Consider the following 24589-nt stretch of genomic DNA (forward strand, 5'->3'; position numbering starts at 1 on the left):
GCTCGAGCGGCCGGGGCGGGGTCGCTTTCCGTGCGGGCACGGTCGATACTCGAGCCGTGTCACGAGAAGACGGCGCTGTCACCGAGGAATTACCGGACTCGATCGGGAGCGTTTCGCAGTTGTGCGGGGAGGCTCTGCAGGACACGCTGCCGGGCCTCTACGCGGCCCGAGCGGTGATCGAGCAGGCCAAGGGCGCGTTGATGGTGGTGTACGGGCTCAGCGCCGACCAGGCGTTCCGGGTGCTGATCCGGCGCTCCCAGGAGACCGACACCAAACTCCGGGAGCTGGCCGCCGGTTGGTCGCCGAGCTGCCCACGGTGGACTACGCCGCGCCTGCACTGCGTACCGAATTCGATCACCTGCTGCTGACCGTCCACGAGCGGATCGACCACACGTGAACTGGGCGGGGTTTCGGCGATTCCGGCCGGGGTATGCGCGCATGTGACAATCAGGCCGACATCCGAGGAAAGAGAACCGCGGCGTCACCGACGGTCACGGGCACCGACGGGGCCCGGCGGGCGCCCCCCGCCCGCCGGGGCGCGGGCGGTAGGAACGAGGTGGTGATGCGCATGGGGGAGAGTGTCTCCGATTCCGTGTATACGACATCGGCGGATACGACGGTGGGCGTTCGGATTCCGGCCCGGCAGGAGCAGCTGGTGATGCTGCGCGCACTGGCCGAGACCGTATCGCTGATCGCCGATTTCGGTCTGGACGAGGTGACCGATATCCGGCTCGCCCTCGATGAGGTGGCTACGTCGTTGATTGCGGCAGCTGTTCCCGATTCGAGTCTGACCTGCGATTTCGATTACGACGAGCATCGCATGACAGTGCGCGTAACCTCGATCTCGGCGGTCGACTCGCTCCGCGATCAGGAGGGATTCGGCTGGCATATCGTGCGGACGCTGACCCGCTCGGTCAGCGTGGAACAGCATCCCTACGACGTGGCGAGTGGTGGTTACCCGACCGATGTCGAGTTCAGCTGGTTCCGAGGAGGCGCGGATGGCGCGTGAAGGTATACGGGCGGATCCCGGGCCTTCGCGCCGCCACCGCGGCCACGACAGTTACGACAATATCGAGCCGTTGTTCGGCAAAGCGGTCGCCCTCGCCGAGGGCGACCCCGCTCGCGCGGAACTGCGCGCGGAGATCATGCGGCGGTGTCTGCCGCTGGCCGAGCACATCGCCAGGAAGTTCTCCGGGCGCGGTGAGAACTACGACGATCTGCTCCAGGTGGCCCGGCTGGGCCTGGTGAACGCGGTGGACCGTTTCGACGTCGCGCGTGGTTCGTCGTTCCTGTCCTTCGCCGTCCCGACCATCATGGGCGAGGTGCGCCGGCATTTCCGTGACAACACCTGGTCGGTCCGGGTGCCGCGGCGGGTCAAGGAACTGCAGCTCAATCTGGGCCCCACCATCGAGATCCTCTCGCAGCGGCTGGGGCGGGTGCCGCGGGCCAAGGAGATCGCCGCCGAACTCGAGATCGATGTGGTGGAGGTGACCCAGGCCCTCATCGCCGGTAACGCCTACCAGGCCTCCTCGCTGGACGCGCCCGCCACCGGGGACGACGGCGACAGCTCGGCATTGCCGCTGGTGGAATCGCTGGGCGCCGAGGAGCCGTCCTACGGCTGGCTGGAGGACTACCTGGCGATCGAACCCCTGCTCGACGAGCTGTCCGAGCGGGAGCGCCAGGTGTTGCGGATGCGGTTCTTCGAATCCCGCACCCAGTCGCAGATCGCGGAGGAACTGGGAGTGTCGCAGATGCACATCTCCCGGATACTCTCGCGCACCCTCGGCTGGCTGCGGGAGCAGGCGCTGCGCGACTGATCGGCGCGTCCGGCCCGGTGGCCGGAGCGGGGTCAGCGGGTCGCCGCCGGATCCGTCCGGTCGGCGGGAGCGCGGGAGAGGATGCCGCGGACGAAAGCGGCCTGGCCCGCGTGCTGGAGGTCGTCGGCGATCACACTGACCAGGCGTACGCCCATGGTGACCGGCGGGTCCCAGTTCGTGTCGACGATCGCGTCGAGGTCCCGGTCGTCCAGCGCGGCCACGAACCGGACCGTGCGCGCGTGCACGGCGTCGTGGTAGCCGGTGAGCAGTTCGGGGGGAGCGCTGATCAGCGCCACCTCGGCGGGGGTGTCGCCGTACCCGGTGGCGTCCCGGTCGATCGGCAGGTCGAAGCGCTCGAACCAGCCGCGGCCCGTCCACAGCGATTCGGTGGCCTGCAATTCCGCCAGATGCTCGTCCTGTACCCGGGTGAGATGCCAGACCAGCCACGCGATGGAATTGGCCGCCGGATCGAGACGGTGGGTCAGGGCCTGCTCGTCGAGTCCGTCCACCGCTTCGTGGACCACCCCGCGGATTCGATCGAAGGCGTCGGTGAGTAGATCGGCACTGTTCATTGCTGTCTCCGTCGCTGGTGGATAGCGCGGCAACGCCGGCGCGACGGACCGGGTACCGCGAGTTGTCGTCCGGTATCGGCGCAGTACCACGATCCGGGCCGCGCAAACGGGAGGTCGGCGTGGCGAGAAAATAGAACATGTTCTTGCCGCACTCGGGTCACCGTGCCAAGGTGGCTCCATGGATCTGCAGGCACTTGAACTTCTCCGCGGCCTCAAGTACCGGTACTTCCGCACTCTGGATCTGAAGCAGTGGGACGATTTCGCCGCCACGCTGGATCCGGAGATCGAAGCCCGCTACGGCACCCACGCCATGGGCAAGGAGCTCACCCTCGACGGACGCGACGCGGTGGTCGGGTTCCTGCGGGAGAACATGGGCCCCGGCATCGTCACCACCCATGTGGCCAATCATCCGGAGATCACCGTCGACGGCGACACCGCGACCGGTAGCTGGCTGTTCGAGGACACGGTACTGGCCACGGATCTCGGTGTGCTGATCCGCGGTGCCGGGTACTACACCGACCGCTACCGACGCGGCGCCGACGGGATCTGGCGTATCCACGCCACCTCCTACGTGCGGATCTACGAATCCTCGCAGTCGCTGGCCGATACCCCCAGTCATACGTTGCTCAGCAATATGTGGGCGACCGGCACGAAATGAGCCCGGTCAGGGCACCAGGACCGCGCGGCCCCGGATTCTGCCCTGTTCGAGCAGTTCGTAGGCGTGCGCGCCTTCCTCGAGCGGGAACTGCCGGGTGCGCGCGGCGATCCGGCCTTCCCGGGCCAGCGCGATACTGTCGATGAGGTCGCGTTTGGTGCCGCCGTAGGATTTCCGCACCGTCGCGCCCCACGGCAGCCCCGGACCGCCCGCGGGGCCCGCGGTGATACCGGGATCGCCCTCACCCAACCCGATCATCCGGTAGGCCCCGTTGGGTCCGACCGATTCGACCGAGAGCTTCGCGGTCGCGTCCACGCCGACGAAATCGAATACCGCTTCCGCGCCGCGGCCGCCGGTCATGGCGAGGATCCGGGCCGCGGTGTCCGCGTCGGCCGCGAGCCCTTCGTGCGCACCGCATTCCGCCGCCAGTTCGAGTTTGTCCGGATCGGTGTCCACCGCGATCACCCGCACCGGCGTGATCGCCCGCAGGATCTGGATGCCGACATGACCGAGCCCGCCGGCTCCGATCACCACCGCCGTGGCTCCGGGATAGAGCTGGTCGCGGGCGCCGCGGATGGCGTGGTAGCTGGTGAGCGCGGCGTCGGCCAGCGGTGCGGCGGCGACGAAGTCCATATCGCCGATGGGAACGAAGGAGTTGGCCGGGACGGCCACGTACTCGGCCATACCGCCGTCGGGCCCGAGCCCGGGACAGGGCGGCATAGCGACCCGTCCGGCCGCCCGGCACACATTCTCGTTACCGCTCGCGCATTCCGGGCAGTGCCCACACGACCAGCACAGATACACCACACCGCGTTCGCCGGTCGTCCGGCCGGCGACCTGGTCGCCGACCGCGGCGATGGTGCCGGCGATCTCGTGACCGAGGGTCAGCGGATCCTCGCGGACCTTGAAGGGGAGATGGAGGACATGCAGGTCGGAGTGGCAGATCCCGGCGGCGCCGACCCGGATCAGCAGCTCGCCCGGACCCGGTTCGGGGGTGGGGACCTCACGTATTTCCAGAGTGCCGGGTTCGGTGAGTTGCAGCGCTCTCATGGGTGTCCTCCCGCTCCGGCCGACTATGGCGTGTCTCACAAACTAGGCCGCTCCGCGGCGGGCTGACAAGAGTCGATTTTTATTGACACCTGTCAAATCCATGCCTAGGGTCCCTGTGACCGGTATCACCCGGCGTGTCGGCCACTGCGTCGGCATTGTGCTCGAGGAGGTCGTATGCCCGAACCCACCGTCGCCGTCATCGGAGCGGGTATCAGCGGTCTGACCACCGGAAAGATGCTGGGCGACTACGGCATTCCGTACACCTGCTTCGAAGCCTCCGACCGCATCGGCGGAAACTGGGCGTTCGGCAATCCGAACGGGCACTCCAGCGCGTACCGCTCGCTGCATATCGACACTTCGAAGTACCAGCTCTCCTTCCGGGACTATCCGATGCCGGAGTCCTACCCCGACTTCCCGCACCACACCCTCATCAAGGAGTACCTGGAGGGCTATGCCGCGGCCTTCGACCTGAAACGCGCCATCGAATTCGGCACCGCCGTCGAGCACGCCCGCCCGGCCGCGGGCGGTGGCTGGGATATCGAGACCGGGGCCGGTGACCTCCGCCGGTTCGATCTGCTCGTGGTCGCCAACGGGCACCACTGGGATCCGCGTTTCCCGGACTTCCCCGGCGAGTTCACCGGAGCATCCATCCACTCCCACTCCTATATCGATCCGCGCACCCCGCTGGATCTGTACGGCAAGCGCATCCTGATCGTCGGTATCGGTAACAGTGCCGCCGATATCGCCGTCGAACTGTCCTCCCGCAGTACGGAGAACGAGGTGTGGCTGTCGACCCGGTCGAGTGCGTGGGTGGTGCCCAAGTATTTCGCCGGTACCCCGGCCGACCGCTATTTCCGCACCGTGCCCTATGTGCCGCTGTCCTGGCAGCGCAAGATCACCCAGATCTTCACCCCGCTCGTCTCCGGCGATCCGGTGAAATACGGCCTGCCCGCGCCGAACCACAAATTCTTCGAAGCCCACCCCACCCAATCGGTGGAACTGCCGCTGCGGCTCGGCTCCGGTGATGTGGTCGCCAAACCCGATGTGAGCCGGTTGGACGGTGCCACGGTGCATTTCGAGGACGGGACGGCGAAGGATTTCGACGTCATCATCTACTGCACCGGTTACAACATCACCTTCCCGTTCTTCGACCCGGAATTCCTCAGCGCTCCGGACAATCGGATCTCCCTGTACAAGCGCATATTCAAACCGGGTATCGACGATCTCGCCTTCGTGGGGTTCGCGCAGCCGTTTCCCACGCTGTTCCCGTTCGTCGAATGCCAGGCGCGGCTGGTGGCCGCATACGCGGCCGGGCACTACCGCCCGCCGCCGGTGGAGACGATGCACCGGGTCATCGAAACCGATCGGCAGCGGTTCACCGGTCATGTGGTGGACCGGCCCCGGCACACCCAGCAGCTGGACTACTTCGTCTACGAACGGGACCTGCGGCTCACCGAACTACCCGCCGGGCTGCGCCGGGCCCGGGCGCGGGGTCCGGTTCCGCTGGGCCGGGCGGGATGACCACGCGGTCGCGCACCGACCGCCGGGCCCCGCAGCGCGGCGATCGGCGGCGCAGCGCACTGCTGGCGGCCCTGGACGAACTGTTGCGCGATAACGGTGGGCAGCTCGAAGCCGTCGATATCGCCGAGATCTCCCGGCGTGCCGGGCTCACCAGATCCGCCTTCTACTTCTACTTCGAGAACAAGGCCGCGGCCGTGGCGGCCGCGCTGGAGGAGACCTACGAGGAAGTCTTCGCGCTCAACGATATTCTCGTCGGCGCGGGAGCACCGGCCGAGCGTATCGAGCGGACCATCCGCGGACTCGTCGAGTTCTGGGATCGCCACCGCCACCTCTACGGTGCGGTGCTGGCCGCGCGCAGTGCCCCGGGCGTGCGCGAGCTGTGGGAGTCCGACCGCCAGGCCTTCATCCCGTCCATCGCGGCCATGATCGACGCCGAACGCGCCGCCGGTCGCGCCCCGGCAGGCGGTGACGCCACCGCCGTCGCCGATGTGCTGCTCCTGCTCAACGAGCGCCTGCTCGAACGATTGACCTTCGATGTGGAACTGGACCGGGAACGCTACATCGAGTCGGTGGTCACCGTCTGGCTGCGGTCGATCTACGGCACCGGTCCTGCCGCACCCATCACAGCGAGGAACGATTCATGACCCTGCGCGATACCCCGGGCCCGGCCGATACCACTGTTGCGGCCACCGTGACCTTCCGCTCCGGCGGCACCGACTGCCACGCCTGGCATTTCCCCGCCACGTCCGCCGACTTCGAGGGCCCGTCCGGCCGCCCGGTCGCGGTCATGGCGCACGGTTTCGGCGGGACCAAGGATTCCGGACTCGAACCGTTCGCCCGGGCCTACGCCGCGGCCGGGATCGACGTCCTCGCCTTCGATTTCCGTTATTTCGGCGCGAGTGGGGGCCGGCCGCGCCAGCGGGTACGGATGTCGGAGCAGCTGGCCGACTACCGGGCCGCGGTGCTGGCCGCCGCGCAACTACCGGGCGTGGACCCACACCGGGTGGTGCTGTGGGGTGTGTCGCTGTCCGGCGGTCATGTATTCGCCGCCGGTGCCGCCGCCGGCGCCACACCTGCCGACTCGACCGCCGTCCGGGCCGCCCTCGCGGCAATCGTCTCGGTCACTCCGCTGGTCGACGGCCGGGCGGCGGGAGTCCTGGCGGCCCGGCAGAGCGGTGTCGCGGGAGTACTGCGGGGAGCGTTCGGCGGCGCCCGGGCCGGGCTGGCCGCGGCCTTCGGCGGTTCCGGGCTCATCCCGCTCGTCGGCCGGCCCGGGGAGATCGCCGCGCTGACGTCGGACGGCTACTACGACTCCTACACCGCCCTCGCCGGACCCACCTGGCGCAACGACATCGACGCGGGTGTGCTGTGGCAGCTCCCCGGGTATCGGCCCACGCGGGCGGCCGCCGGGCTGAACCTGCCCGTCCTCGTACAGATCGCCGATTTCGATCGCGGCGCACCGCCGCACGCCGCGGCACGGGCGGCGTTCGCGGCACGGGCCGAAGTACGCCACTACCCCTGCGACCACTTCGGTATCTGGCCGGGCAATCCGTTCTTCGAGTCCGCCGTGGCCCATCAGCTGCTTTTCCTGCGCCGGCATCTGGCGGCGGCGTAGAACGGGCCGTGCCCCCGGCCGCGAGTCGCCGATACCGGATTCCGGTGGTGGGTGAGTGCTCTCACCGCCCACCGGCCCCGGTGGCCCGGAATCCGCGGAGCGTAACGCGGTGCCACCTGACCTGCTCGGATCGCAGGCCCGGGCCGCATCCGATCATCGGCCCGCCGGGCCCGGGACCGGCCTGCGGTAGCGTTCGCGGCACCCCGGCGGTGTGCGACAGCACAAATTGCAGGCAGATAACACCAGTTGTGAATGCCCTTACCTTCACGACGATTCGGCATATCGTCGGGCGGGTAATATCCGGTGTCGGCGGTGGTTGTCGCGGCTGCCGGCCCCTGATCGATACACAGGAGCAGAATGAGTGCCAAAACCGAACTCGTCCGCGAACTGAACGGACCCACTGCCGCGTCGGAAATGCTCTCCGACTCCGAGATCGAGGATCTGCTCGGATTGTTCCGCAGTGCCCAGCAACAGGAGAAGGACCTGCTCATCGAAGCCGTCAACGGAATGATCCGGTTCTTCCCCCCGCCGTTCCGGACGATCACCCGCCGGATCATGTTCGGGGACAAACTCGAAGGATGAGCGATCTGGTCACCCGCGCGCAGATGGTCCTGCTCGCGCGCACGCTACACGTGCCTGTCGAACGTATCGCCTACCTCGAACGACTGGGCGCCGAACATCTGCACGAACTCGAGCAGCGGATGTCGGGCCGGATCTTCGAGTTCCACGGCGAGATGTTCAAACGGATCGGGCGCCTGATCCCGATCATTCCCCTCACGGTGTCGCTGCCCCTGGTCCAGCGGATCGTGCCGCCCATGATGACCGGTCGCGCGGCCGGAGCGGTCGGCGTCGAATACCCCGATGCGGCCGCCGAGACGCTCACCATGCTCAAAACGGAGTACGCCGCGGACTGTACCCCGTATGTGGATCCCAAGGCACTCGGCGAACTGGGCGACATCATGGCCTCCGAGCCGTTGGTCGCCATCGTGAACGAGGTCCTGCGCCGCAAGGACCACATCACTGTCGGGCCGTTTCTCGAATATGCCAAACCGAAATTCGTCGAGGCGGTCGAGCACGGGACGCTCGACGACGAGGGCATCATCTTCTCCGCCGCCTACGCGTACTCCGCGCCCGCGATCAGCAACATACTGCGCCAGTTGCTGGACGGCCGGTCGAGACGGATCCCGCGAATGATGGAGACGGTGCTGGCCGGTTCGCCGGAATTGAAGGAGGCGGCGATCTCGGTGATGTCGCGCGCTTCCCGCGACGTGGTGTCCGAGATCGGGGACATCCTGCTCGCGATCGCCAGTCCGGAGGCGCTGGGCAAACTCGCCGCCCATGTCATCCAGAAGGGCGCGGCGCCGGAACTGATGACCTTCGTTTCGAAACTCGGCCACCCGGCTCTGCAGCGGATGGCGATGAACCCGATCTTCGCCAATAACGCCGCGCTCACCGCGATCATCGAATCCCTGGTGATCGCGTTCTATCCCGCGCCGTGGCGGGGTCTGCTGCTGCTGGCCGAACGCAGCCATCCCGATGTGCAGCGCTATATCGTCGGCCTGCTGGTGCGGATGCCGGTGGAGCGGATCGCCGAGCTGCCGGAGATAGCCAACGCCGACGACCTCTGGCCGGAACTGCTCAGGCTGGTGGCTCTCGCCGACCACCCCTCGCAGCGCCGGATCGGCGCGATCTGGGCGGGGTTGCCGGCGGAACGGCGAGCCGGGCTGCACCGGCGGATCGCCGAGCTCCGGCTGGACGCGCGACTGGCCGGGATCGTCGAGGAAGTGCCCAACATCTCGGTGGAGGAGGTGTTCTACCAGCGCCGGCGACGTGGGCGGCGCCGCGGCCCGACCCCCGATAGCTGGAGTGTCGCCTGAGTGGGTGAGGGTTGCCGGGCAATCGCCGGACCACGCCCCATTTCGGCGCGTCTACGGTAATTGTTACCCACAGCCCGGCATATTCGGTTACCTTCGTGTAGGTCTCTGATTTCGCTCGGAATTTGCTATCCCTCGCCGGATGCGGCGGCAAATCGACGAAAAGAGGTCGGCACGAGATGAGCAATGGACAGTTCCTCCATCGGATATGCCGTACGGCCGTACTCGCCGGTATCGCGGCGGCCGCGCTGGCGCCCACAGCGCCCGCGCCGGCCGATCCACTCTGGCCGAACGGGCCGGATGTGCCCGGTGCACCGGCCATCATCCCGACCCAGGCGCCCTGCTCACCGGCGGCCCGGGCCTGCCTGCGGCTGTCCAGCAACGAGGTCTGGTTGATGGACGACGGCAACGTCGTCTACGGGCCGACGCCGATGTCGCACGGCATGCAGGGCTACGAGACCCCGCCCGGTGTCTTCCACGTGGCGTTCAAAGAGCTGTACCACTGGAGCACCATGCACAACGCCCCGATGCACTACGCGGTCTTCTTCAACGGCGATATCGCGTTCCACATCGGGCCGGTGGAACACAAATCGCACGGGTGCATCCGGCTGACCGAACCCGGTGCCGTCGCGGTCTACCACTACCTGAACCCGGGTGATGTGGTCGAGGTCGTGCCCTGATCTCCGGCCGATCCGGTCCGGGCCGCGGTGCCCGGACCGGCGACCCGGTCCCCGGGTCACGCGTCCGGTTTCGTACGCTGGCCCCATGTGGATCATCGTGGCTGTGTCAGAGATGCTGTCACATTCCCCAGAGAGGCTTACACAGTGTTTGTCATAGTCGTGGTCGCCGTCATCAGTTGTGTGCTCATCGCGATCGGCTTCGCGCTGGGTCTGCCGGACTGAGCTGCCGCCGGTCCGTGTCACAGCCCGCCCGCTCGGCAGCGGACGGGCTTTTGGGCTGCCCGGCGTCCGCCGACTCAGTCGGCGCCGGCCGGGGTGCTGTCCTCCGCCGATTCCCGATCGGGCCGGTCGACCGCCACTGGGCGCAGTAGCGCCCAGGTCACGAAGGCCGCGGCGACCACCACCAGGGCCAGGCCCGCCCACAGGTTCACATTGATACCGCCGGTCTTGGCCTGCTCGTCGACTGTGTCGTGAACGAGTCCGGTGATCACCAGGATGATGCCGTAGAGGCCGAGCAGGCTGCCCACAATGGTGCGGATATCGAAGAGCACGATGGTTGTCCTATCCGGTGACGATATTGAGGACGATCACGAGCACCAGCGCGATACCCGCCAGCAGGACCGGGCGCTGATACCAGGGCAGGGTGGCGGCCTCGGGGTCCGTGCGCAGTTCGCGCGGTGTCTCCGAGTAGACCAGCCCGACCAGCTCGGCGGCCGGTTTCGGTGCGGTCACCAGCGTCACGGCCACGCTGACCAGGATATCCACCACAAAGGCCGCGCCGGCGGCGACGAAGCTGACGCCCTGGCCCGAGAGCGAGAACACCTCCATCTTGTTCAGCACGAAGATGGTCACCGCCACCGCGGTACCGGCCACCAGACCGGTCCAACCGGCCGTGGGGGTCATCCGTTTCCAGAACATGCCCAGGATGAAGGTGGCGAACAGGGGCGCGTTGAAGAAACTGAACAGCGTCTGCAGGTAGTCCATGATGTTGCTGAACCCGCCGGCGATGAACGCGGTGAAGATCGCGGCGATGGTGGCGCCTACCGTGGCCAGCCGGCCCACCCGCAGGTAGTAGCCGTCGGATTTGTCCTTGACCACGTACTGCTGCCACAGGTCGATACTGAACACCGTGTTGAACGCCGAGACGTTGGCCGCCATACCGGCCATGAACGCGGCGAGCAGACCGGCCAGGCCCACCCCGAGCAGACCGTTGGGCAGGACATCCTTCATCAGATAGAGCAGCGCCTGGTTGTAGGTGACGTCGCTTTCCACATCCGGGTTCGCGGTGACCGCCGCTTTGTACTGGGCCATCTGCGGGACCAGCACCGCGCTGATCATGCCGGGGATGATGACGATGAGCGGAATGAGGATCTTCGGGTACGCGCCGATGATCGGGGTGCGGCGCGCGGCGGCGATGGAATGGGTGGCCAGGGCGCGCTGCACTTCGACGAAGTTGGTGGTCCAGTACCCGAACGAGAGCACGAATCCGAGACCGAACACGATGCCGAGGATGGACAGGAAATCGTTGGCGAAGCCCGACAGCGCGTTACCCGGCCAGGAGTCCAGCTGTTCGGGGCCGCCGGGGGAAGCGGCCACTTTGTCCTGCAATCCGTCCCAGCCGCCGACCCGGTGCAGCCCGATCAGGGTGAGTGGGAGCAGGGCGGCCACGATGACGAAGAATTGCAGCACCTCGTTGTAGATCGCCGCCGACAATCCGCCCAGGGTGATGTAGGAGAGCACGATGATCGCCGCCGCGATCACCGCGACCCACAGCGGCCAGCCCAGCAGGACATTGAGGATGGTGCCGAGCAGGTAGAGGTTGACCCCGGCGATGAGGACCTGGGCCACCGCGAAACTGAGCGCGTTCACCAGATGTGCGCCGGTGCCGAAGCGGCGGCGCATGAACTCCGGCACGCTGCGCACCTTGGAGCCGTAGTAGAACGGCATCATCACCACACCCAGGAAGAGCATGGCCGGGACGGCGCCGATCCAGAAGTAGTGGAAGGCGGGGAAACCGTATTCGGCGCCGTTGGCCGACATACCCATGATCTCTACCGCGCCGAGGTTGGCCGAGATGAACGCGAGCCCGGTGACCCAGGCCGGTAGGGACCGTCCGGAGAGGAAGAAGTCCATACTCGACGACACCCGCTGCCGGGCCAGTAGCCCGATACCGAGGACGAAGACGAAATAGAGGGCGACGATCGCGTAGTCGACGGGCTGGGCGTCGAGCCGCAGTACCTCGCCTTCCGCGAACAATGTAACGACCTCGTGGGATAGCTCGCGCTGCGACATACGACGTTCTCCTCGAAGCGGTCCCGGACAACCGCGCGCAGCTCGCGTCATCGCTTCTACCGATGGCTGGCCGCACTACCAGACCGGCTCTGGTGTATAAAACGTACCGCGCTGGACGGCCGTCCGGGTGCTGTCCGGCGGAATCGGGCGTGTCCGTGGGTACGAGTCCCGGTGGCCGGTCTTCGCCCGACTGCGAGCACGGTGGTGCGGGCGCAGGCTCTCGTGCGCCGTCCCAGGTGTTGCTACCATGGACGGCGGCGCATTCAATCGCACTGTGCGCCAGGGAATTTCAGATGTCCCTGGCGCCGCTGTGGTGTGCGCGGGTTTCGTGGTCACCGAAGTAGGGGTCGCCGTGATTGTACGCGTGCAGAGCACCGAAGTGTCGAGTGTTCAACGTTTTGTCCGGCGACTCATATCCGATTGGGGTCCGGGCGCCGAGCGGATGGGCGGTGTGGCACTGCTCGGTTCGCCGCAACCGCGTTCGCGCCGCCGGGCCGCGCCGGACACCGACCTGCTGGTCTGGACGCCGTACGCCTGCACCCTGGTGGTACTGGCCGATTTCGGTTCGGTCCAGCACGGTGTGCTCACCACCGGCCCCACCGGACGCTGGCAGATCGGCGACGGTGTCGCGGATCTGCGCATCGGGAAGTCCGCGCCGAATCCCATACTGCGTGGGCGCAAAGTGCGCAGCGAGCTGGCTGCGCTCTTCCGGCGGCACGGGCTGTCCGAAGATATCGATGTACTCGTAGTGCTGATCCCCAAGACCGGCTCACGGATTACCTGGACGCCGCCTCCGCCGGTGGACGGCATCGAGACCGTCCTGGTCCGGATCGGGCGCTCCGAGGGCTTGGCGGAGTATTTCGAACATGCGGCCGTGGGGCCGGTGCGCTGGCGCGGCGAGGACATCGCGCGGGCCTTCGAGATCCTGGGAGCGCCACGGTATCTGCCCGATCCGGACGCGCTCGAGGAGGAGGGGTTCTTCTTCGCGCCCGGTAGCGCCGCCGGTATTCGTGCCACGTCGGACGCATCCTCGGAGCCGGCGAGCTCGGCAGGTAGGCGGGCCGCGGGTACCGCGGCTGGTGCCCGCACCGACTCGGATCAGCGGGTTTCCGGGGCGGATGCCGGGGCGGAGCGCCGTGCCGGGCGCCCGGCCGTGGGGGAACCGGGTGTCGGGGGCGCGGATACCGGCCGAGGGCGGGACGAAGGTGGTTCCGGTGGCGCGGCTGCGGAGCCACGGCAGCGGCTCGAGGCCTCGAACCGGGAGACCGGCCCGGAGCCGGGGGGACAGACCGGCTCGCCGGTGGTAGCGGTCGAGAGCCGTGGTCCGGCGGCTGCCACGGCCGAGTACGGGAGCGCCACGGCTGCGCCCGCTGTGCCGGAGGCGGGGCCGATACGTGAGACCGGGGAAGCGAGCGACTTCCGCGCGGAATCGGGCCCTACTCCGGTGCGCTCGGTGCTGCGCAGCCGGCTCGGTGCCGGGGGTAGTGGCCAGGGACAGGGTCCGGCCGAATCTGCCTCGCCTGCGGTCCGATACCGCGACGTCGCGGCGGATCCCGGCGAACAGGCTGCGCCGGGGCCGGCGGTGGCGCGCGGATTCGCCGGGTCGCCGGCGGACCGCGATCCGGACGGTTCCGCCCGTATCGGGTCCCGCTCGCCCGGGCGCGGCGGCCGGGACTTCGCCGATACGGCCGCCCCCGATTCCGATCACGGCCACCGCAGCGGTGACCGTGTTCCGGCCCGGGTGCGGCGGGGTCTCGCCGGGCTGCGGGAGATCCCGGTGCGTGCACGCCGGACGGCGGCGGGTCCGCACCTGGCTGCCCGGCCACCGCGGGAGCCCTGGGAGGGTCGCGCCTACGGCAAACCGGCGCGCCGCGGGAAGGACCTGTGGTATCCGGTGGCGCTGGGGCTGGCCGGGGTGGCGATCGCGGCCGTGGCGGCAACGGTTTTCGCGGCCTCCGGGTTCGCCCGGTTCGATGTGACCGAATACGGTGCGCTGTGCGGCGGGGGCGAGGGGAATCCCGCCGCCGCACCCTATTCGGCGGCCGGACCCAGCCCGGTGTATCTCGGCGGGGAACTGCCCGACTACACCGCGTTCGGGCCCTCCGCGGTATGGCGTCCGATCGATTCCGGCGCGGTGCAGCTGGTGGCGTGTGTGGACCGGGAACGCCGTGGGGAACTCGTACACACCTGCCAGTACCCGCCTGCGCCCGGGCAGCCCGTGGGCCGGACCCTCAACCTCTTCACGGCGGTCTATCGCCTCACGGTGTACGAGGCCCGAACCGGTAAACGGCTGGCCGCGATGGAGGTCACCGGCGACCGGTACGGTACCGATCCCGCCGTAGCGGAACCGGATCCGTGCCGCGCGGCCACCGGCGCGCCCGAGGACGGACTACCGGGACGCCGGTACAGCCGGCCCTCCCATCAGCAGATCGAGCAGGCCCTCGCACCGTTCGTGGTACCGGCGTCCGAGCGGATCCGGGCCGCTCGCTGAGCGCGGCCGCTCCGGTGCCGAACTGCGGGCAGGCGCCCTCGTAGCCGTTAGGCTCGGGACACCCGCCGATCATCGCCGCCCCGGTCCCGGTGGCGGCCCGACCCCAGGAGATTCAGCACAGTGGGCACTGGTTCGATCCTCATCACCGGCGCGAGTTCCGGCCTGGGCGCCGAAATGGCCCGGCAGTTCGCCGCTCTCGGCTACGATCTGGCCCTCTGCGCGCGCCGCACCGAGCGCCTCGACGAACTCGCGGCGGAGATCGCGGCGGCCCATCCTCGGGTCGAGGTGCGGGTCGCGGCGCTGGATGTCACCGATTTCGATGCCGTACCGAAGGTGTTCGACCGGTTCGCCGCCGAGCTCGGCCGGATCGACCGGGTGATCGTCAATGCCGGCCTCGGCAAGGGGGTGCCGTTCGGGAAGGGTGGTGACCGCCCCAACCGGCAGACCGTCCAGACCAATTTCCTCGGCGCCATGGCCCAGATGGAGGCGGCCATGAAGATCTTCCGTGCGCAGGGTGGCGGTCACCTCGTGGTGATCTCCTCGATCTCCGCGGTACGCGGTATGCCCAAGGCGATGACCGCCTATGCCGCGAGCAAGGCCGGCGTGGCCGCGCTGGCCGAGGGTATCGCCGCGGAACGGGTCCCCGGTGTGGACGTCTCGATCGTCTACCCGGGTTATATCGCTTCGGAGATGAACGACAAGGCCGCGCATCCGCCCACCTTCCTGGTCGATACCCGCACCGGCGTCCGCTCCATGGTGTCGGCGATCGAGAAGCGGAGGTTCAAGGCCTACTGCCCGGCGTGGCCGTGGGTGCCGCTGGCCTACGCGATGAAGGTGCTGCCGCTGTCCATCGTGCGCCGGCTGGCCGGAGTCTGAGCGCTCCCGTGCGCGGGCCGGTTCATTCCGGCCGCTCGAGCACTGCCGCGGCCGTGGAGAGGTCGGTGAGCGCGGCCACGATCTCGGTCAGGCGCTCGATACCGAGTTCGGCGGTGAGCCGGGCGGCGAACTCTGCGTGCCGCGGCGTGATGCGGGCCACGGCGGCATGCCCGGCGTCGGTGATCGCGACCAGTTTGGCGCGGCGGTGCGCCGGGTTCGGCCGGTATTCCGCGAGGCCGCGTTCCACCAGCAGGTCGGCGATCCGCTGCACCCCCTGCCGGGTGACGCCCATCGCCCGGGCGATGCCGGCCACCGGGAGTGGTTCGTGCAGCACGGCGCCCAGCACCTGCCACCAGGCGGCGGTGAGACCGGCCGGCCCGGCCAGGTTCTCGGCGATCGCCAGGAACTGGCCGTTGAGCCGGAACGAGGTGATGGCGGCCGTGCTGAACAGCTGCTGTTCGGGATTCTGCACGGTGCCCGGACCTCAGACCGCCGCCTGCCGCGCCTCGTATTCCGCCAGGACCGCGTAGCCCGCCGGGTCTCCCGCGCTGAACAGGCGGTACCAGCCGTCGAGTACCTCGGGTTCGTAGATTTCCAGGGCGCCCAGCACTTCGCGCGCGAACTCGAAGGGTGCGGTGGAATTGGCCGTGATCACCCCGCGATCGGTGACCGCGGGTTGGTTTACATAGTGTTCGCCGCCGGCGTAGCCACTGGCAGCCAGGAATTCGGCGATATTGCTGGTGTGCCGGCGGTCGTCGAGCAGGCCCGCCCGCGCGAGGCCGTAGGTCGCGCCGCATATCGCGGCGACCGGGACGCCGGCCGCGGCGAATTCGCGGGCCTTCTGGGCGAAGGGATCCAGCTCGCCGAGTTCCCAGCCGGTGGCGCCCGGCAGGATGAGCATGGCGCTGTCGGCCGGGGTGAGCTCGCCCAGGGCGATTTCGGGCACGATCCGCATGCCACCCATCGTGGTGACGGGCTCGGTGCTCACTCCGACGGTACAGGTGCGGTAGGCGCCCGGTTCACGGTGCCAGGCGTCGTTGTTGATATGCGCGGTCGCGGCGCCCACCTCCCAGTCGGCGAGAGTGTCGAAGACGGCCACGTGCACGATTTTCGGGGTCATGACAACATGCTGTCAATACGACAACGTATTGTCAATCTGGGTCGGAAGTGTGGGGTACCGCCATCTACTCCGCGGCGTATTTGTTCATGTAGACACTGATGAAATGGGCACGCAAGAAATCCCCGTACGTCTGCTTGGTGCCGCCGGCGATTTCGTCCATATCGTGCATCCGGCCGATCAGCGTCTTGGCCTGCTCCCTGGTCATGGCGCCGTCGACGACCTCCTCGTAGAAACGTTCGTATTCGGAGAAGTGGCGGCCACCGACTCGGATGCGGGGTCCGCCGTTGCGTTCGATCTCCAGAAGTACCTCCACACCGAACAGCTTGGCCTCGCCTTCGTCCTTCAGATGCTCGTCGGTGTTACGCGTAGCCCATTCGCCCGAATCTTCTCCGTGATAGGGCAATCCGCGAGGCGGATTCGGATTGGTCGCATGGCCGATTTCCTCGGCCAGGATCGAGATTTCTTTCTTGGGCTGGTTGCGCGCCGTGGAGTCGACGACGATCTGCCAAGTTTCTCGGTTCGCGTAGCTTCCTTCACCTGCCGGTCCGTATTCGATCGTCCAGCCGTCACGACGGGCCTGGGCCAGACGTGCGGTTAAGGTCGGTGACAGCTTCACCAGCTCGCTGACCTCCTCACCGAGTTCGGGCACGAGCCGCCCGCGGCCCACCAGCGCCTCCGGCCGGGTGTTGAGATCGTCTGCAGCCGGTGGCGTTTCCTTCCACGTCACCGTTTCCGGCCGCTCCGAGCCGGTGTTCCCGGCGCCGGATCGACCGATCCGGTCTTCGCCGATCAGGTCGACGCCGATGCGGTGATCCGCACCGCCGCGCAAGGTATGGGTGGTGGGCCGGTAATACTGGTCGGCTATACCATCGGTCGCGATGAAGAGCGAATGCTCGGTCCGTCTGAGTGCCAGGCCGAATGCCCGGGCAACTGCGTCGCTCATCATGATCGAGACCTTCGTGTGCCGATCGAATACTGCTTTCGCGCGGGATTCGCGGGGCCCGGACACGATACCGTGTGGTGGATCCCCCGGCTACGGCTGGGAGAGTCGTACCGCCCGCATCTTTGCGGTCCGCGACATGCCTCCATTCCGGTACACACGCACTGCCCGGACCGGGGCTTGACAACGGGCGATGGGGCGACGCACCGGCTGATAACCGGCGATAGTCATCGATCAGCCCTCTACGCTGGGCTGATGTTCTTCATCTTCGGTTTCGGGACCAAGCGGCGGAACCTCGGCCCCGGCGGGACCCGGACCTGTCCCCGCTGTCACAACACGACGCAGTGGATGCGCGTGCGGGAATTCAAGCAGTTCACTGTGTTCTTCGTTCCGGTCGCGCGCTGGAAGCGCCGCACACTCGAGGTGTGCGGTATCTGCGGCACCGCGGTGGAAGCCTGAGCCGAGGCGCCGACTTCGTTCCCCGGCGCGATGCGGTCCGGCGAACTCCGGTCGACCATCGACGGCTCAGTCGAGGAACATGTCCGGGATCGGGCTCGTGCCGACGCCGTATTCCGACAGGTCGGTCCGGCCGGATTCGATGAGTGTGCCCGCGTCGATATGGCAATTGCCGGTGTTGTATCGCGCCTCGCGGGACAGGATTTCCGCGGCGGCGCCGCCCATGATCCGTGGACCTCGCGACCGCTTCAGCAGATCCGAACCGTCGGGGCAGGTTTCGCCACTGCCGAGGTCGCGATATAGGTCTGCGGCCACAGATGCATCAGGACATCGAATCCGGCGCGAAACCGGTGGTCGGGGTGATTCCCACCGATTTCGACGCACTGGTCACCGTGGCCCTACTCGGCGCGGCGACCGAACGGATCGAACTCGGCACCGCGGTGGCCCTGGAGCTGCTATGAATACCGGGCCGCTGGCCGGTATCCGGGTGCTCGAGGTGGGGACCAGGCCGGCCGGCCCCTACGCCACCATGATGCTGGCCGACCTGGGCGCCGACGTGGTGAAACTGGAACCGCCGGGCGGCGATATCTCGCGCAAGGTCGGTGATTCCTATTTCGCCAGCCTGAACCGCGGCAAACGCAGCATCTGTCTGGATCTGACCGCGGAGTCCGGGCAGCGCCGCCTCGGCGAACTGGCCGCGGACGCCCACGCGCTGCTGGTGAACCTGAAACCTTCGGCATCCGCAAACTCGGACTCACCTACGAAGCACTGCGCCGATACAACGACCGGACCGTCTGCGTCGCGCTCACCGGTTTCGGTCTGGACAACGGTGACGACCCTGCCTTCGACTACGTCGTCCAGGCAGCCACCGGTGTCGCCGCGCTCACCGGCGATCCCGCCGGACCACCCACGCTGCCGGGGTATTCCTCCGCCGACAACTCCACCGGCCTGACCGCCGCGCTGGGGTTGCTCGCCCAGAGCGTTTCAGGCCGGGGCGGGCAGATCGATGTCTCGTTGCGCGATGTGATGCTGTCCCAGCTGAACTATCACGCGGCCGCCTACCTGGACAACGGTGTGGAACTCCAGCGTCGCCCCTACGGCGCCCACTCGTATTACGTTCCGGCCCAACTCTTCCCGACCGCCCAGGGGTATCTCGCGCTGTTCATCACCCACGACGGGTTCTGGAAACTGTTCGCGGATGAGGCCGGGCCGGCCGGGTTCGAGACCATGGCCGAACGGGTGAGCAGCCGCGAATCCGTTCTCGGCATGGTCACCGCGGTACTGGCCACCGATCCGCGGCGTCCTGGGATGCGCGGTTACGGCCGCTCGGCGTCCCCGCCGCGGCGGTACGCACGCTGCCGGAGGCACTGGAGGCGACTCCGGACATGGTCGTGGAGGCCGGGGAACACCGGCTCGTCGGCTCGTCGATACGCGTGGTGGGGTGGACCCCGGACTACCGCCCGCCACCCGGCTTGGGTCAACACGACACCGCCGCCGGCGACAGCACGGCCGCGTAGCCGGACCCCGCCGCGTGCGTACACCGTCTCGGCTACGCGTCCCGCAACGGCATTACGCCTTGGGCGGTCTGGGCGGTGCTCCGCGAGCTCTGATGGGTGGCCCGAAACTTCGTGTGGGGTGGCTGTCGCGCCGTCGGGATGGGATTTGGTGCAGCAGGCGCGCACTTGGGGTGTTGCCCGAGTCCGCGGCAGATCAAACCTTCTTGGTGACGACCCGAGGGTGGGCAGCCGTGAGCCTCCCGACGTCGTCGGTATCGGAGGTCAGGATCGTGACGCGGCCGGACTGGGTCAGTGCCGTCGCACACAGCATGGCGTCGATGGCGTATTTGTGGCCGTGCAGGCCTGCTTCCCGCAGCAAGGTGGCGGCGGACTGGGCGACAACCTGGGTCACCGGCTCGACGCGCAGACGCGACAGCGTCCATTTCAGGGCGTCGTGGTTGATCCTGGGATGTACTACTTCGACCAGGACGGCAGCCGAGGTGACGACAGGAATATCCGCGTCGCGCGCGGCGGCGAGCCATTGGTGGACCTCGCGGTCCCGTCGCACAGCTTTGGCGAGACCCTCGCAATTCAGGACGAGGGCGCCGCTCATGCGGCCGTTCCGGCCTGCGGATCGGCGGCGCCGGTCAGCTCGGCGCGTTTGGCGGCCACTGCGGCGGGGTCGGCCGGTCCGTTGTGCTCGTCGAAGTCGGCGATCAATTCCTCGAGGTTGTCGCGTTCGATCTGGCGTTGTGCGGCCTGCTCCAGATAAGCAGACACGCCTCGTTTGCCCACGCGCTCCCGGATCGCCTGCAGTGTTCCGGCGGTCAGGCTCACCGAGATCCCACTACTGGGTCCGTCGCCGGGGGGGAATTCAGTATCCACCGGCTCAATATAGCATTTGAAATGCTAAACGGAGCGCTGCTTGAGGGAAGGTTCAGGGCCGGGGAGGTCGGGCTTCTCGATCCGGGTCGAGGACACGCTCCCATGCGATGGCGAAGGGGGCGGGTGAGCGCTACCCTGCGGCGCGCAGTAACCGCCACCTACCGCTTCACCTCGGCACCGTGGCCCGACTTCGCGCTCGGTGATCGTCGGCGCCGTCGATGTGGTGGAGCAACTCCTCGAATAATCCGGAGAAGAGGAACCGATCCGCTTCCGGCGGCGTCTGATCTACTGGATCGCTGATCAATCTGTGCGAGGAGTGGCATGAAAAGCCGAGTCAAGGCCTTCCACTGTGCGGACAAACCGGGGTAGGGAACAGGGAATTGCGTAGTTTTCTCACCGCACTTGTTCGATCGGGTGTGATCGGCCCGCTGGCCAAGGTCGCCGGCTGGATGGGCGTCGCCGCAGCGGTGATGCTGGTTATCGCGTGGGTCGGCAACCCCTACGCCGACAAGGTGCCCGAAGTGGAGCAGGCTGCTCCGTCGTGGCGGCCCCCGGCTCCGGTGGAGTCACCAACAGATCCGCCGCTACCGCCCGGATTTCCCTCCATGGCCTTTCCGCCGCCGCTGCCCGAGGTGACCGAGGGACAACCCAGGACGGTGCCGACGAGGTACGGGCTCGACTATTCCGTACCCGCGGCGAACGGCTGGCGCCCGTCCAACGGCCGGACCGTGAGCTGGTCCGAGGGCGGTCGGACCATCGCGTCCTACGGTGCCGTGAGCGACTACGGATATGGCTATTGTCCGGAGACCGAAGGGTCGGCCCTGGCGAGAGTCGGGGTCCAGGGTCGCAACGGCACCGATATCGACACCGCGGCGCGCGAAGCGGCCGGCCGAGCCGGTGCGATCTTCTCCGACGCCGCGGGCGCTCGGCCCGACGTGGAGATCCGAGGCCCGGTGCAGGCCGAAGTCTCCGGGCGACCGGCCATCCGATACACGGCGGTCGTCACCGGGATCGCTCGAGAGTCGTCGTGCGACCCGAGCACCGCGCAGTTCGATGTCGTGGCCACTTCCGCGTACGCCTCTGCCGAGGTGATGGTCCTGTTCCTGCAGCGTCACACCGGTCTGCCGGACGCGCTGAGCGAAGGCGATGCCGAAGCGATTCTGACTTCTCTGCACACTACGAACCGATGACGGAAGGAAGGTCGGACAGGTGGCGGAAACACTGGTAGCCGAATCCGCGCAGATCGCGGGGTTGGGAAACGCGCTGGATGTCATCGGCGCCGATGCAAAGGCCATCGCCGATTTCGTCGGCGCGCACTGCGTGGTCAGCCCCGAGGGACTCGGCGGGGCGATACTCGAGCCGCTGACTGCACCGTTCACGCACGCGGCGGGGGTGTTCAAAACCCGGATGGCCGGTATCGGCAACACCACCGCGAACAGCGGCGACGAGTTGAACCGCACCGCGTGGATGTATCACGACCAGGACAAGAAAACCTACGAGGCACTCAACGCGGCGACCACGAACCTGATCACCGGGCAGGGGGTGGCCGTCGACGCCGATCGGGAGAACGCCGGTCTGGTCATGGACTATCCCGCTCCCGTCGCATATCCGAAACCCAATGAGATCAAGCTGGACCCGCCTTCGGCCGCGGGCCGCCGGAACTCGCGGATCTGATCGCGGAGACCACCGGCGTCGTCGGCGATGTCAACGAGGCGGTCAAGAACGTCACCAGGATGGCGGGCAATGAGGTGAACATCCTGGAGATGGTCGTCTCCCGCATCACCGCGAACTGGAACGAGCTCCGCCGGATCGGTGAAACGTACAAGGTCGCCGGTAATGCGATGGAAAGCTCCGCCGCGAATCTCGAAGACGCAGTGCGCCGTGTGGGCCCACACTGGGACGGCAGAGCGGCCATCGCCTTCGAGACGTGGGCGGGAAGCCAGATCTCGGCCATGAAGTGGGAGGGGCCCGTGGGGCGGGTCATCTGCGACCTGCTCACCATCGTCGCGGACAAGATCCGCGACGGTGTCCGCCGGGCCTGCGAGAAACTCCGCGACTTCGTGACATCCTTCGTCGACTTCCGCAGTACCAAACAAATCTTCAAGGCCCTCGTCAAGAAGATCCCCGGAATCGGTACGGCGATCGAGATCGTCGATATGGCCAGGAAGATCTGGAACATAGTCGATCTCGTCAATACGATCATCAACGAGATCGAAGATGTGCGTAATCGCACCAAGGAATTCCTGGAGTGGCTCGGTAACCCGGTCGGCAAAGGTAAGGACTGGGTCACCCAGAAGCTCGAGCCGATCACCAGCCGTGTCGACGACGCCGCTCGCCGGGCGGCTCTGGTGAACGATGTCGCGAAGGTGGCCCAGGCCGAGGACACCCTGAACCGGCCGAAAGAAGCCTATGAGGTGGGCTCCGGGCGTGCGCCGTGGGAGGACGCAGTATGACGGTAGTTCGGTGGAGTTCGGCGGCTGAACCAGGCGGTACAGATGTTCGATGATCCGAATCTGGATCCCGGTGTGGAATCCATGGCCCGTCGCGTTCTCGCCGCGGCGGAACGTCTGGAGACGGCGAGCCTGCGAGTAGAGCGCACCGTCCTCGAGGACCTGTGGAGCGATCCGGTTCCGGTCACCGAGGAGCTCATGGCGTCGGTGGCGGCGATGCCGAATGCCTCACCCGAGTTGCGGCACTACAGTGCGCGCGTCGAGGCGGGCGAATGCCGCTGGCAGGATATCGAACAGTTCGCGCGACCGGTACCGCCGGAGGCGGCGGAACTGAAGAATTCGCCTTCTTTCATATGGACCTGGGGTGCGCCGGCTTCCGCACCGGAGTCCCCGATGCCGCCGCCGACGTCACACCGTGACGACAATGTAGTAGGGCCGAGTGATTGGCCCGACGATTTCGACGACTACCCGGAACAGAGGACTTGGCTGCAATGAGAAGAACGCTGGTGAAGGTATTACTCGCCGGAGTCGTCGCGGCGACGACTACCTCATGCGGGGATACCGGTGACACGGCCGAACCGCAGTCGGTGGCCCACCCCTGCGATATCCCCGCGGCCGGCCTGACCGAAGCAGGAATCGTGCCGAAACCGTTGATGACGGAGCCTTTCGGGACCGAATTCTCCGGCTGGGAAGGCTGTATCTGGAAATCCGCCGCCGGCTGGTACGACGCGGCAGTGTACTTCGGGCCGACTTCACTGGACGAGTTCCAGCAGGATCCGCGCTACCGGGATTACCAGGTGGCCGGGCCCGCCACTGTCGGTGACCGGACAGCACTCGAATTCGGCGACACACTCGACCCGGAACGGAAGGAGCGCTGCTACTTCGGTGTGGAACTTCAGCAGGGAATGGCACTCGTCTGGGCGCGTCTGCCGGTCGGGCCGGGTGGCGGCGCGGCGGGTGGTGATATCTGTGTGGAAGGGGAGCGGGTGGCCGGGGAGTTGAGCCCTTACCTGCCCGAATGACGGTTTGCGGCTGCGCTTGTCCTGCTCAGCGCCGGATCGGTCCGGCGCAGCGCGACGTCGGTCGCAGGTTGAGCGGGGGTTACGGGGTCGGTAGGGTCGGCTGGGCACGGGGGGCCGGCTGGTTCCCGGTTCGATATGGAATGCCGGTGTCGGGAGGTTTGTGATGGCCGCTGTTCGGTCGGTCCGGGGGATTCTGTGCGGTGTGGGGGTTGCGCTGCTGGTCGCGGGGTGTGGTTCCGAGACCGGGGGGACGGCGTCGCCGGTGACCACGACGACCGGGTTGCCGATTGCTGCGGAGGCGCCGTCGTCGTTCGATCCGTGTACCGATATTCCACAGGAGGTGCTGGCGTCGGAGAACTTGGTCCCGGACGGCCTGGACTCCAACGTGGACGGGAGTCAAGGGATCAAGTGGCGTGGTTGCGGTTACGTGGCTCCGGACAGCTATGCGGTAGGTATAACGACTACGAATCTGACGCTGCCAGTGGTGCGAGACAACGACAAGTTTGTGGTTCGGCAGGAGTACACGGTCGACGGCCGGGCAGCGATGGCGGTGGATGCAGTCGGCGAGGCTGATTCGCGGGCGTCCTGTCTACTCTACGTCGAGATGGAGGGAGGAAGCCTTGAGCTCTCCATGGATAACCCGGCTTCGCGGAACAAGACCGGACACATCGATACTTGTGAATTGGCGCTGGGGTTGGCCCAGAAGATCGCTCCCTTGATTCCGGATCTCTGAGCGTCCCGGTCAGAAGTCAGCTGTGATCAACGGGAAGGAGTTCA

At 67.3% G+C, this 24589-nt stretch carries 29 protein-coding genes and 2 pseudogenes; 21 read left to right on the forward strand and 10 right to left on the reverse strand.

Annotation, left to right across the window (positions count from 1 at the left end; genetic code table 11):
- The 3 genes from ACLML9_RS11965 to ACLML9_RS11975 all read left to right on the forward strand — a co-directional run.
- Positions 1–368, forward strand: a 368-nt coding sequence (locus ACLML9_RS11965; protein WP_411945577.1) for an ANTAR domain-containing protein, incomplete at its 5' end; no start/stop codon positions are given.
- A gap of 251 nt (positions 369–619) precedes the next feature.
- A complete protein-coding gene (locus ACLML9_RS11970; RefSeq protein WP_411945578.1) occupies positions 620–1009 on the forward strand; it encodes an ATP-binding protein in 390 nt (129 codons plus the stop codon).
- Positions 999–1817 (forward strand): RNA polymerase sigma factor SigF, encoded by an 819-nt coding sequence (locus ACLML9_RS11975; RefSeq protein WP_411945579.1) that lies wholly within the window; start codon positions 999–1001, stop codon positions 1815–1817. Before ACLML9_RS11970 ends, ACLML9_RS11975 begins: the two co-directional genes overlap by 11 nt.
- Positions 1818–1849: 32 nt before the next feature.
- Here ACLML9_RS11975 and ACLML9_RS11980 read toward each other — a convergent pair whose 3' ends face one another.
- Entirely contained in the window at positions 1850–2389 is a 540-nt protein-coding gene (locus tag ACLML9_RS11980) for a mycothiol transferase (RefSeq protein WP_411945580.1), read from the reverse strand.
- A gap of 178 nt (positions 2390–2567) precedes the next feature.
- On the opposite strand from ACLML9_RS11980, the gene ACLML9_RS11985 reads away from it, so the two are divergent.
- Positions 2568–3047 (forward strand): nuclear transport factor 2 family protein, encoded by a 480-nt coding sequence (locus ACLML9_RS11985; RefSeq protein ID WP_411945581.1) that lies wholly within the window; start codon positions 2568–2570, stop codon positions 3045–3047.
- 6 nt (positions 3048–3053) lie between these two features.
- Here the strand turns inward: ACLML9_RS11985 and ACLML9_RS11990 are convergent, their stop codons facing one another.
- Positions 3054–4094, reverse strand: a complete 1041-nt coding sequence (locus tag ACLML9_RS11990; RefSeq protein WP_411945582.1) for an NAD(P)-dependent alcohol dehydrogenase — start codon at positions 4092–4094, stop codon at positions 3054–3056.
- 174 nt (positions 4095–4268) lie between these two features.
- Here ACLML9_RS11990 and ACLML9_RS11995 point away from each other — a divergent pair, with 174 nt between their 5' ends.
- The 6 genes from ACLML9_RS11995 (at position 4269) to ACLML9_RS12020 (ending at position 9784) form a co-directional block, all read left to right on the forward strand.
- Positions 4269–5615: a flavin-containing monooxygenase gene (locus ACLML9_RS11995; RefSeq protein WP_411945583.1), complete on the forward strand. Its 1347-nt coding sequence runs from the start codon at positions 4269–4271 to the stop codon at positions 5613–5615.
- Complete coding sequence (locus tag ACLML9_RS12000) at positions 5612–6259, forward strand: TetR/AcrR family transcriptional regulator (RefSeq protein ID WP_411945584.1); 648 nt, start codon at positions 5612–5614, stop codon at positions 6257–6259. Before ACLML9_RS11995 ends, ACLML9_RS12000 begins: the two co-directional genes overlap by 4 nt.
- The gene (locus ACLML9_RS12005) at positions 6256–7230 is read left to right on the forward strand and encodes an alpha/beta hydrolase (protein WP_411945585.1); all 975 of its coding nucleotides are present in this window, start codon (positions 6256–6258) and stop codon (positions 7228–7230) included. The genes ACLML9_RS12000 and ACLML9_RS12005 overlap by 4 nt, the downstream gene beginning before the upstream one ends.
- Before the next feature lie 357 nt (positions 7231–7587).
- Positions 7588–7812 carry a hypothetical protein gene (locus tag ACLML9_RS12010; RefSeq protein WP_063035918.1) on the forward strand — a complete coding sequence of 75 codons (225 nt, stop codon included), beginning with the start codon at positions 7588–7590 and terminating at the stop codon, positions 7810–7812.
- The gene (locus ACLML9_RS12015; protein ID WP_411945586.1) at positions 7809–9107 is read left to right on the forward strand and encodes a hypothetical protein; all 1299 of its coding nucleotides are present in this window, start codon (positions 7809–7811) and stop codon (positions 9105–9107) included. The genes ACLML9_RS12010 and ACLML9_RS12015 overlap by 4 nt, the downstream gene beginning before the upstream one ends.
- 176 nt (positions 9108–9283) lie before the next feature.
- Positions 9284–9784, forward strand: coding sequence for a L,D-transpeptidase (locus ACLML9_RS12020; protein ID WP_411945587.1), 501 nt, complete (start codon positions 9284–9286; stop codon positions 9782–9784).
- 296 nt (positions 9785–10080) lie between these two features.
- Here the strand turns inward: ACLML9_RS12020 and ACLML9_RS12025 are convergent, their stop codons facing one another.
- Both ACLML9_RS12025 and ACLML9_RS12030 read right to left on the reverse strand, forming a co-directional pair.
- Positions 10081–10335: a hypothetical protein gene (locus ACLML9_RS12025; RefSeq protein WP_411945588.1), complete on the reverse strand. Its 255-nt coding sequence runs from the start codon at positions 10333–10335 to the stop codon at positions 10081–10083.
- Between the two features lie 10 nt (positions 10336–10345).
- Positions 10346–12076, reverse strand: coding sequence for a sodium:solute symporter family protein (locus ACLML9_RS12030; protein WP_411945589.1), 1731 nt, complete (start codon positions 12074–12076; stop codon positions 10346–10348).
- A 451-nt stretch (positions 12077–12527) separates the two neighbouring features.
- Here ACLML9_RS12030 and ACLML9_RS12035 point away from each other — a divergent pair, with 451 nt between their 5' ends.
- Positions 12528–14567: a hypothetical protein gene (locus tag ACLML9_RS12035; protein WP_411945590.1), complete on the forward strand. Its 2040-nt coding sequence runs from the start codon at positions 12528–12530 to the stop codon at positions 14565–14567.
- Between the two features lie 120 nt (positions 14568–14687).
- On the forward strand, positions 14688–15443 hold the full coding sequence (locus tag ACLML9_RS12040; protein ID WP_411945591.1) for an SDR family oxidoreductase: 756 nt from the start codon (positions 14688–14690) through the stop codon (positions 15441–15443).
- A 22-nt stretch (positions 15444–15465) separates the two neighbouring features.
- Here the strand turns inward: ACLML9_RS12040 and ACLML9_RS12045 are convergent, their stop codons facing one another.
- The 3 genes from ACLML9_RS12045 to ACLML9_RS12055 all read right to left on the reverse strand — a co-directional run bounded on the left by ACLML9_RS12045 (position 15466) and on the right by ACLML9_RS12055 (position 17509).
- On the reverse strand, positions 15466–15915 hold the full coding sequence (locus ACLML9_RS12045; RefSeq protein ID WP_411945592.1) for a MarR family winged helix-turn-helix transcriptional regulator: 450 nt from the start codon (positions 15913–15915) through the stop codon (positions 15466–15468).
- 12 nt (positions 15916–15927) lie between these two features.
- Positions 15928–16563 carry a type 1 glutamine amidotransferase family protein gene (locus tag ACLML9_RS12050; RefSeq protein ID WP_411945593.1) on the reverse strand — a complete coding sequence of 212 codons (636 nt, stop codon included), beginning with the start codon at positions 16561–16563 and terminating at the stop codon, positions 15928–15930.
- Between the two features lie 64 nt (positions 16564–16627).
- Positions 16628–17509, reverse strand: coding sequence for a hypothetical protein (locus ACLML9_RS12055; protein ID WP_411945594.1), 882 nt, complete (start codon positions 17507–17509; stop codon positions 16628–16630).
- A 249-nt stretch (positions 17510–17758) separates the two neighbouring features.
- On the opposite strand from ACLML9_RS12055, the gene ACLML9_RS12060 reads away from it, so the two are divergent.
- The gene (locus ACLML9_RS12060; RefSeq protein ID WP_030521162.1) at positions 17759–17962 is read left to right on the forward strand and encodes a zinc-ribbon domain-containing protein; all 204 of its coding nucleotides are present in this window, start codon (positions 17759–17761) and stop codon (positions 17960–17962) included.
- Positions 17963–18028: 66 nt separating this feature from the next.
- Here the strand turns inward: ACLML9_RS12060 and ACLML9_RS12065 are convergent.
- Positions 18029–18276: pseudogene (locus tag ACLML9_RS12065) on the reverse strand (short chain dehydrogenase); the annotation flags it as partial.
- Between ACLML9_RS12065 and ACLML9_RS12070 the strand changes: the two are divergent.
- The gene (locus ACLML9_RS12070; RefSeq protein WP_411945595.1) at positions 18277–18420 is read left to right on the forward strand and encodes a hypothetical protein; all 144 of its coding nucleotides are present in this window, start codon (positions 18277–18279) and stop codon (positions 18418–18420) included.
- Positions 18417–19476, forward strand: a pseudogene (locus tag ACLML9_RS12075) (CaiB/BaiF CoA transferase family protein). Before ACLML9_RS12070 ends, ACLML9_RS12075 begins: the two are co-directional and overlap by 4 nt.
- A 193-nt stretch (positions 19477–19669) precedes the next feature.
- On the opposite strand, the gene ACLML9_RS12080 reads toward ACLML9_RS12075, so the two are convergent.
- Both ACLML9_RS12080 and ACLML9_RS12085 read right to left on the reverse strand, forming a co-directional pair.
- The gene (locus ACLML9_RS12080) at positions 19670–20068 is read right to left on the reverse strand and encodes a type II toxin-antitoxin system VapC family toxin (protein WP_411945596.1); all 399 of its coding nucleotides are present in this window, start codon (positions 20066–20068) and stop codon (positions 19670–19672) included.
- Entirely contained in the window at positions 20065–20340 is a 276-nt protein-coding gene (locus ACLML9_RS12085) for a hypothetical protein (RefSeq protein ID WP_411945597.1), read from the reverse strand. The genes ACLML9_RS12080 and ACLML9_RS12085 overlap by 4 nt, the downstream gene beginning before the upstream one ends.
- A gap of 380 nt (positions 20341–20720) precedes the next feature.
- On the opposite strand from ACLML9_RS12085, the gene ACLML9_RS12090 reads away from it, so the two are divergent.
- From ACLML9_RS12090 to ACLML9_RS12115, 6 genes are all read left to right on the forward strand, one after another.
- Positions 20721–21530 (forward strand): hypothetical protein, encoded by an 810-nt coding sequence (locus ACLML9_RS12090; RefSeq protein ID WP_411945598.1) that lies wholly within the window; start codon positions 20721–20723, stop codon positions 21528–21530.
- Between the two features lie 19 nt (positions 21531–21549).
- Complete coding sequence (locus ACLML9_RS12095) at positions 21550–22014, forward strand: hypothetical protein (RefSeq protein ID WP_411945599.1); 465 nt, start codon at positions 21550–21552, stop codon at positions 22012–22014.
- A gap of 59 nt (positions 22015–22073) precedes the next feature.
- Complete coding sequence (locus ACLML9_RS12100; protein ID WP_411945600.1) at positions 22074–22793, forward strand: hypothetical protein; 720 nt, start codon at positions 22074–22076, stop codon at positions 22791–22793.
- A 42-nt stretch (positions 22794–22835) separates the two neighbouring features.
- A complete protein-coding gene (locus ACLML9_RS12105) occupies positions 22836–23285 on the forward strand; it encodes a hypothetical protein (protein WP_411945601.1) in 450 nt (149 codons plus the stop codon).
- Positions 23282–23812, forward strand: coding sequence for a DUF3558 family protein (locus tag ACLML9_RS12110; RefSeq protein ID WP_411945602.1), 531 nt, complete (start codon positions 23282–23284; stop codon positions 23810–23812). Before ACLML9_RS12105 ends, ACLML9_RS12110 begins: the two co-directional genes overlap by 4 nt.
- A 163-nt stretch (positions 23813–23975) precedes the next feature.
- The gene (locus ACLML9_RS12115; RefSeq protein ID WP_411945603.1) at positions 23976–24545 is read left to right on the forward strand and encodes a DUF3558 domain-containing protein; all 570 of its coding nucleotides are present in this window, start codon (positions 23976–23978) and stop codon (positions 24543–24545) included.
- Positions 24546–24589: the final 44 nt, after the last annotated feature.

It is taken from the genome of Nocardia sp. NPDC002869 (assembly GCF_046764065.1).
GTDB classification, from domain to species: domain Bacteria; phylum Actinomycetota; class Actinomycetes; order Mycobacteriales; family Mycobacteriaceae; genus Nocardia; species Nocardia rhamnosiphila.

Coding starts and splice junctions, on each gene's coding strand:
- ACLML9_RS11975 (WP_411945579.1), top strand. CDS start 999: ATGGCGCGTGAAGGTATACGGGCGGATCCCGGGCCTTCGCGCCGCCAC.
- ACLML9_RS11980 (WP_411945580.1), bottom strand. CDS start 2,389: ATGAACAGTGCCGATCTACTCACCGACGCCTTCGATCGAATCCGCGGG.
- ACLML9_RS11985 (WP_411945581.1), top strand. CDS start 2,568: ATGGATCTGCAGGCACTTGAACTTCTCCGCGGCCTCAAGTACCGGTAC.
- ACLML9_RS11990 (WP_411945582.1), bottom strand. CDS start 4,094: ATGAGAGCGCTGCAACTCACCGAACCCGGCACTCTGGAAATACGTGAG.
- ACLML9_RS11995 (WP_411945583.1), top strand. CDS start 4,269: ATGCCCGAACCCACCGTCGCCGTCATCGGAGCGGGTATCAGCGGTCTG.
- ACLML9_RS12000 (WP_411945584.1), top strand. CDS start 5,612: ATGACCACGCGGTCGCGCACCGACCGCCGGGCCCCGCAGCGCGGCGAT.
- ACLML9_RS12005 (WP_411945585.1), top strand. CDS start 6,256: ATGACCCTGCGCGATACCCCGGGCCCGGCCGATACCACTGTTGCGGCC.
- ACLML9_RS12010 (WP_063035918.1), top strand. CDS start 7,588: ATGAGTGCCAAAACCGAACTCGTCCGCGAACTGAACGGACCCACTGCC.
- ACLML9_RS12015 (WP_411945586.1), top strand. CDS start 7,809: ATGAGCGATCTGGTCACCCGCGCGCAGATGGTCCTGCTCGCGCGCACG.
- ACLML9_RS12020 (WP_411945587.1), top strand. CDS start 9,284: ATGAGCAATGGACAGTTCCTCCATCGGATATGCCGTACGGCCGTACTC.
- ACLML9_RS12030 (WP_411945589.1), bottom strand. CDS start 12,076: ATGTCGCAGCGCGAGCTATCCCACGAGGTCGTTACATTGTTCGCGGAA.
- ACLML9_RS12050 (WP_411945593.1), bottom strand. CDS start 16,563: ATGACCCCGAAAATCGTGCACGTGGCCGTCTTCGACACTCTCGCCGAC.
- ACLML9_RS12055 (WP_411945594.1), bottom strand. CDS start 17,509: ATGATGAGCGACGCAGTTGCCCGGGCATTCGGCCTGGCACTCAGACGG.
- ACLML9_RS12060 (WP_030521162.1), top strand. CDS start 17,759: ATGTTCTTCATCTTCGGTTTCGGGACCAAGCGGCGGAACCTCGGCCCC.
- ACLML9_RS12070 (WP_411945595.1), top strand. CDS start 18,277: ATGCATCAGGACATCGAATCCGGCGCGAAACCGGTGGTCGGGGTGATT.
- ACLML9_RS12080 (WP_411945596.1), bottom strand. CDS start 20,068: ATGAGCGGCGCCCTCGTCCTGAATTGCGAGGGTCTCGCCAAAGCTGTG.
- ACLML9_RS12100 (WP_411945600.1), top strand. CDS start 22,074: ATGGCGGGCAATGAGGTGAACATCCTGGAGATGGTCGTCTCCCGCATC.
- ACLML9_RS12105 (WP_411945601.1), top strand. CDS start 22,836: ATGTTCGATGATCCGAATCTGGATCCCGGTGTGGAATCCATGGCCCGT.
- ACLML9_RS12110 (WP_411945602.1), top strand. CDS start 23,282: ATGAGAAGAACGCTGGTGAAGGTATTACTCGCCGGAGTCGTCGCGGCG.
- ACLML9_RS12115 (WP_411945603.1), top strand. CDS start 23,976: ATGGCCGCTGTTCGGTCGGTCCGGGGGATTCTGTGCGGTGTGGGGGTT.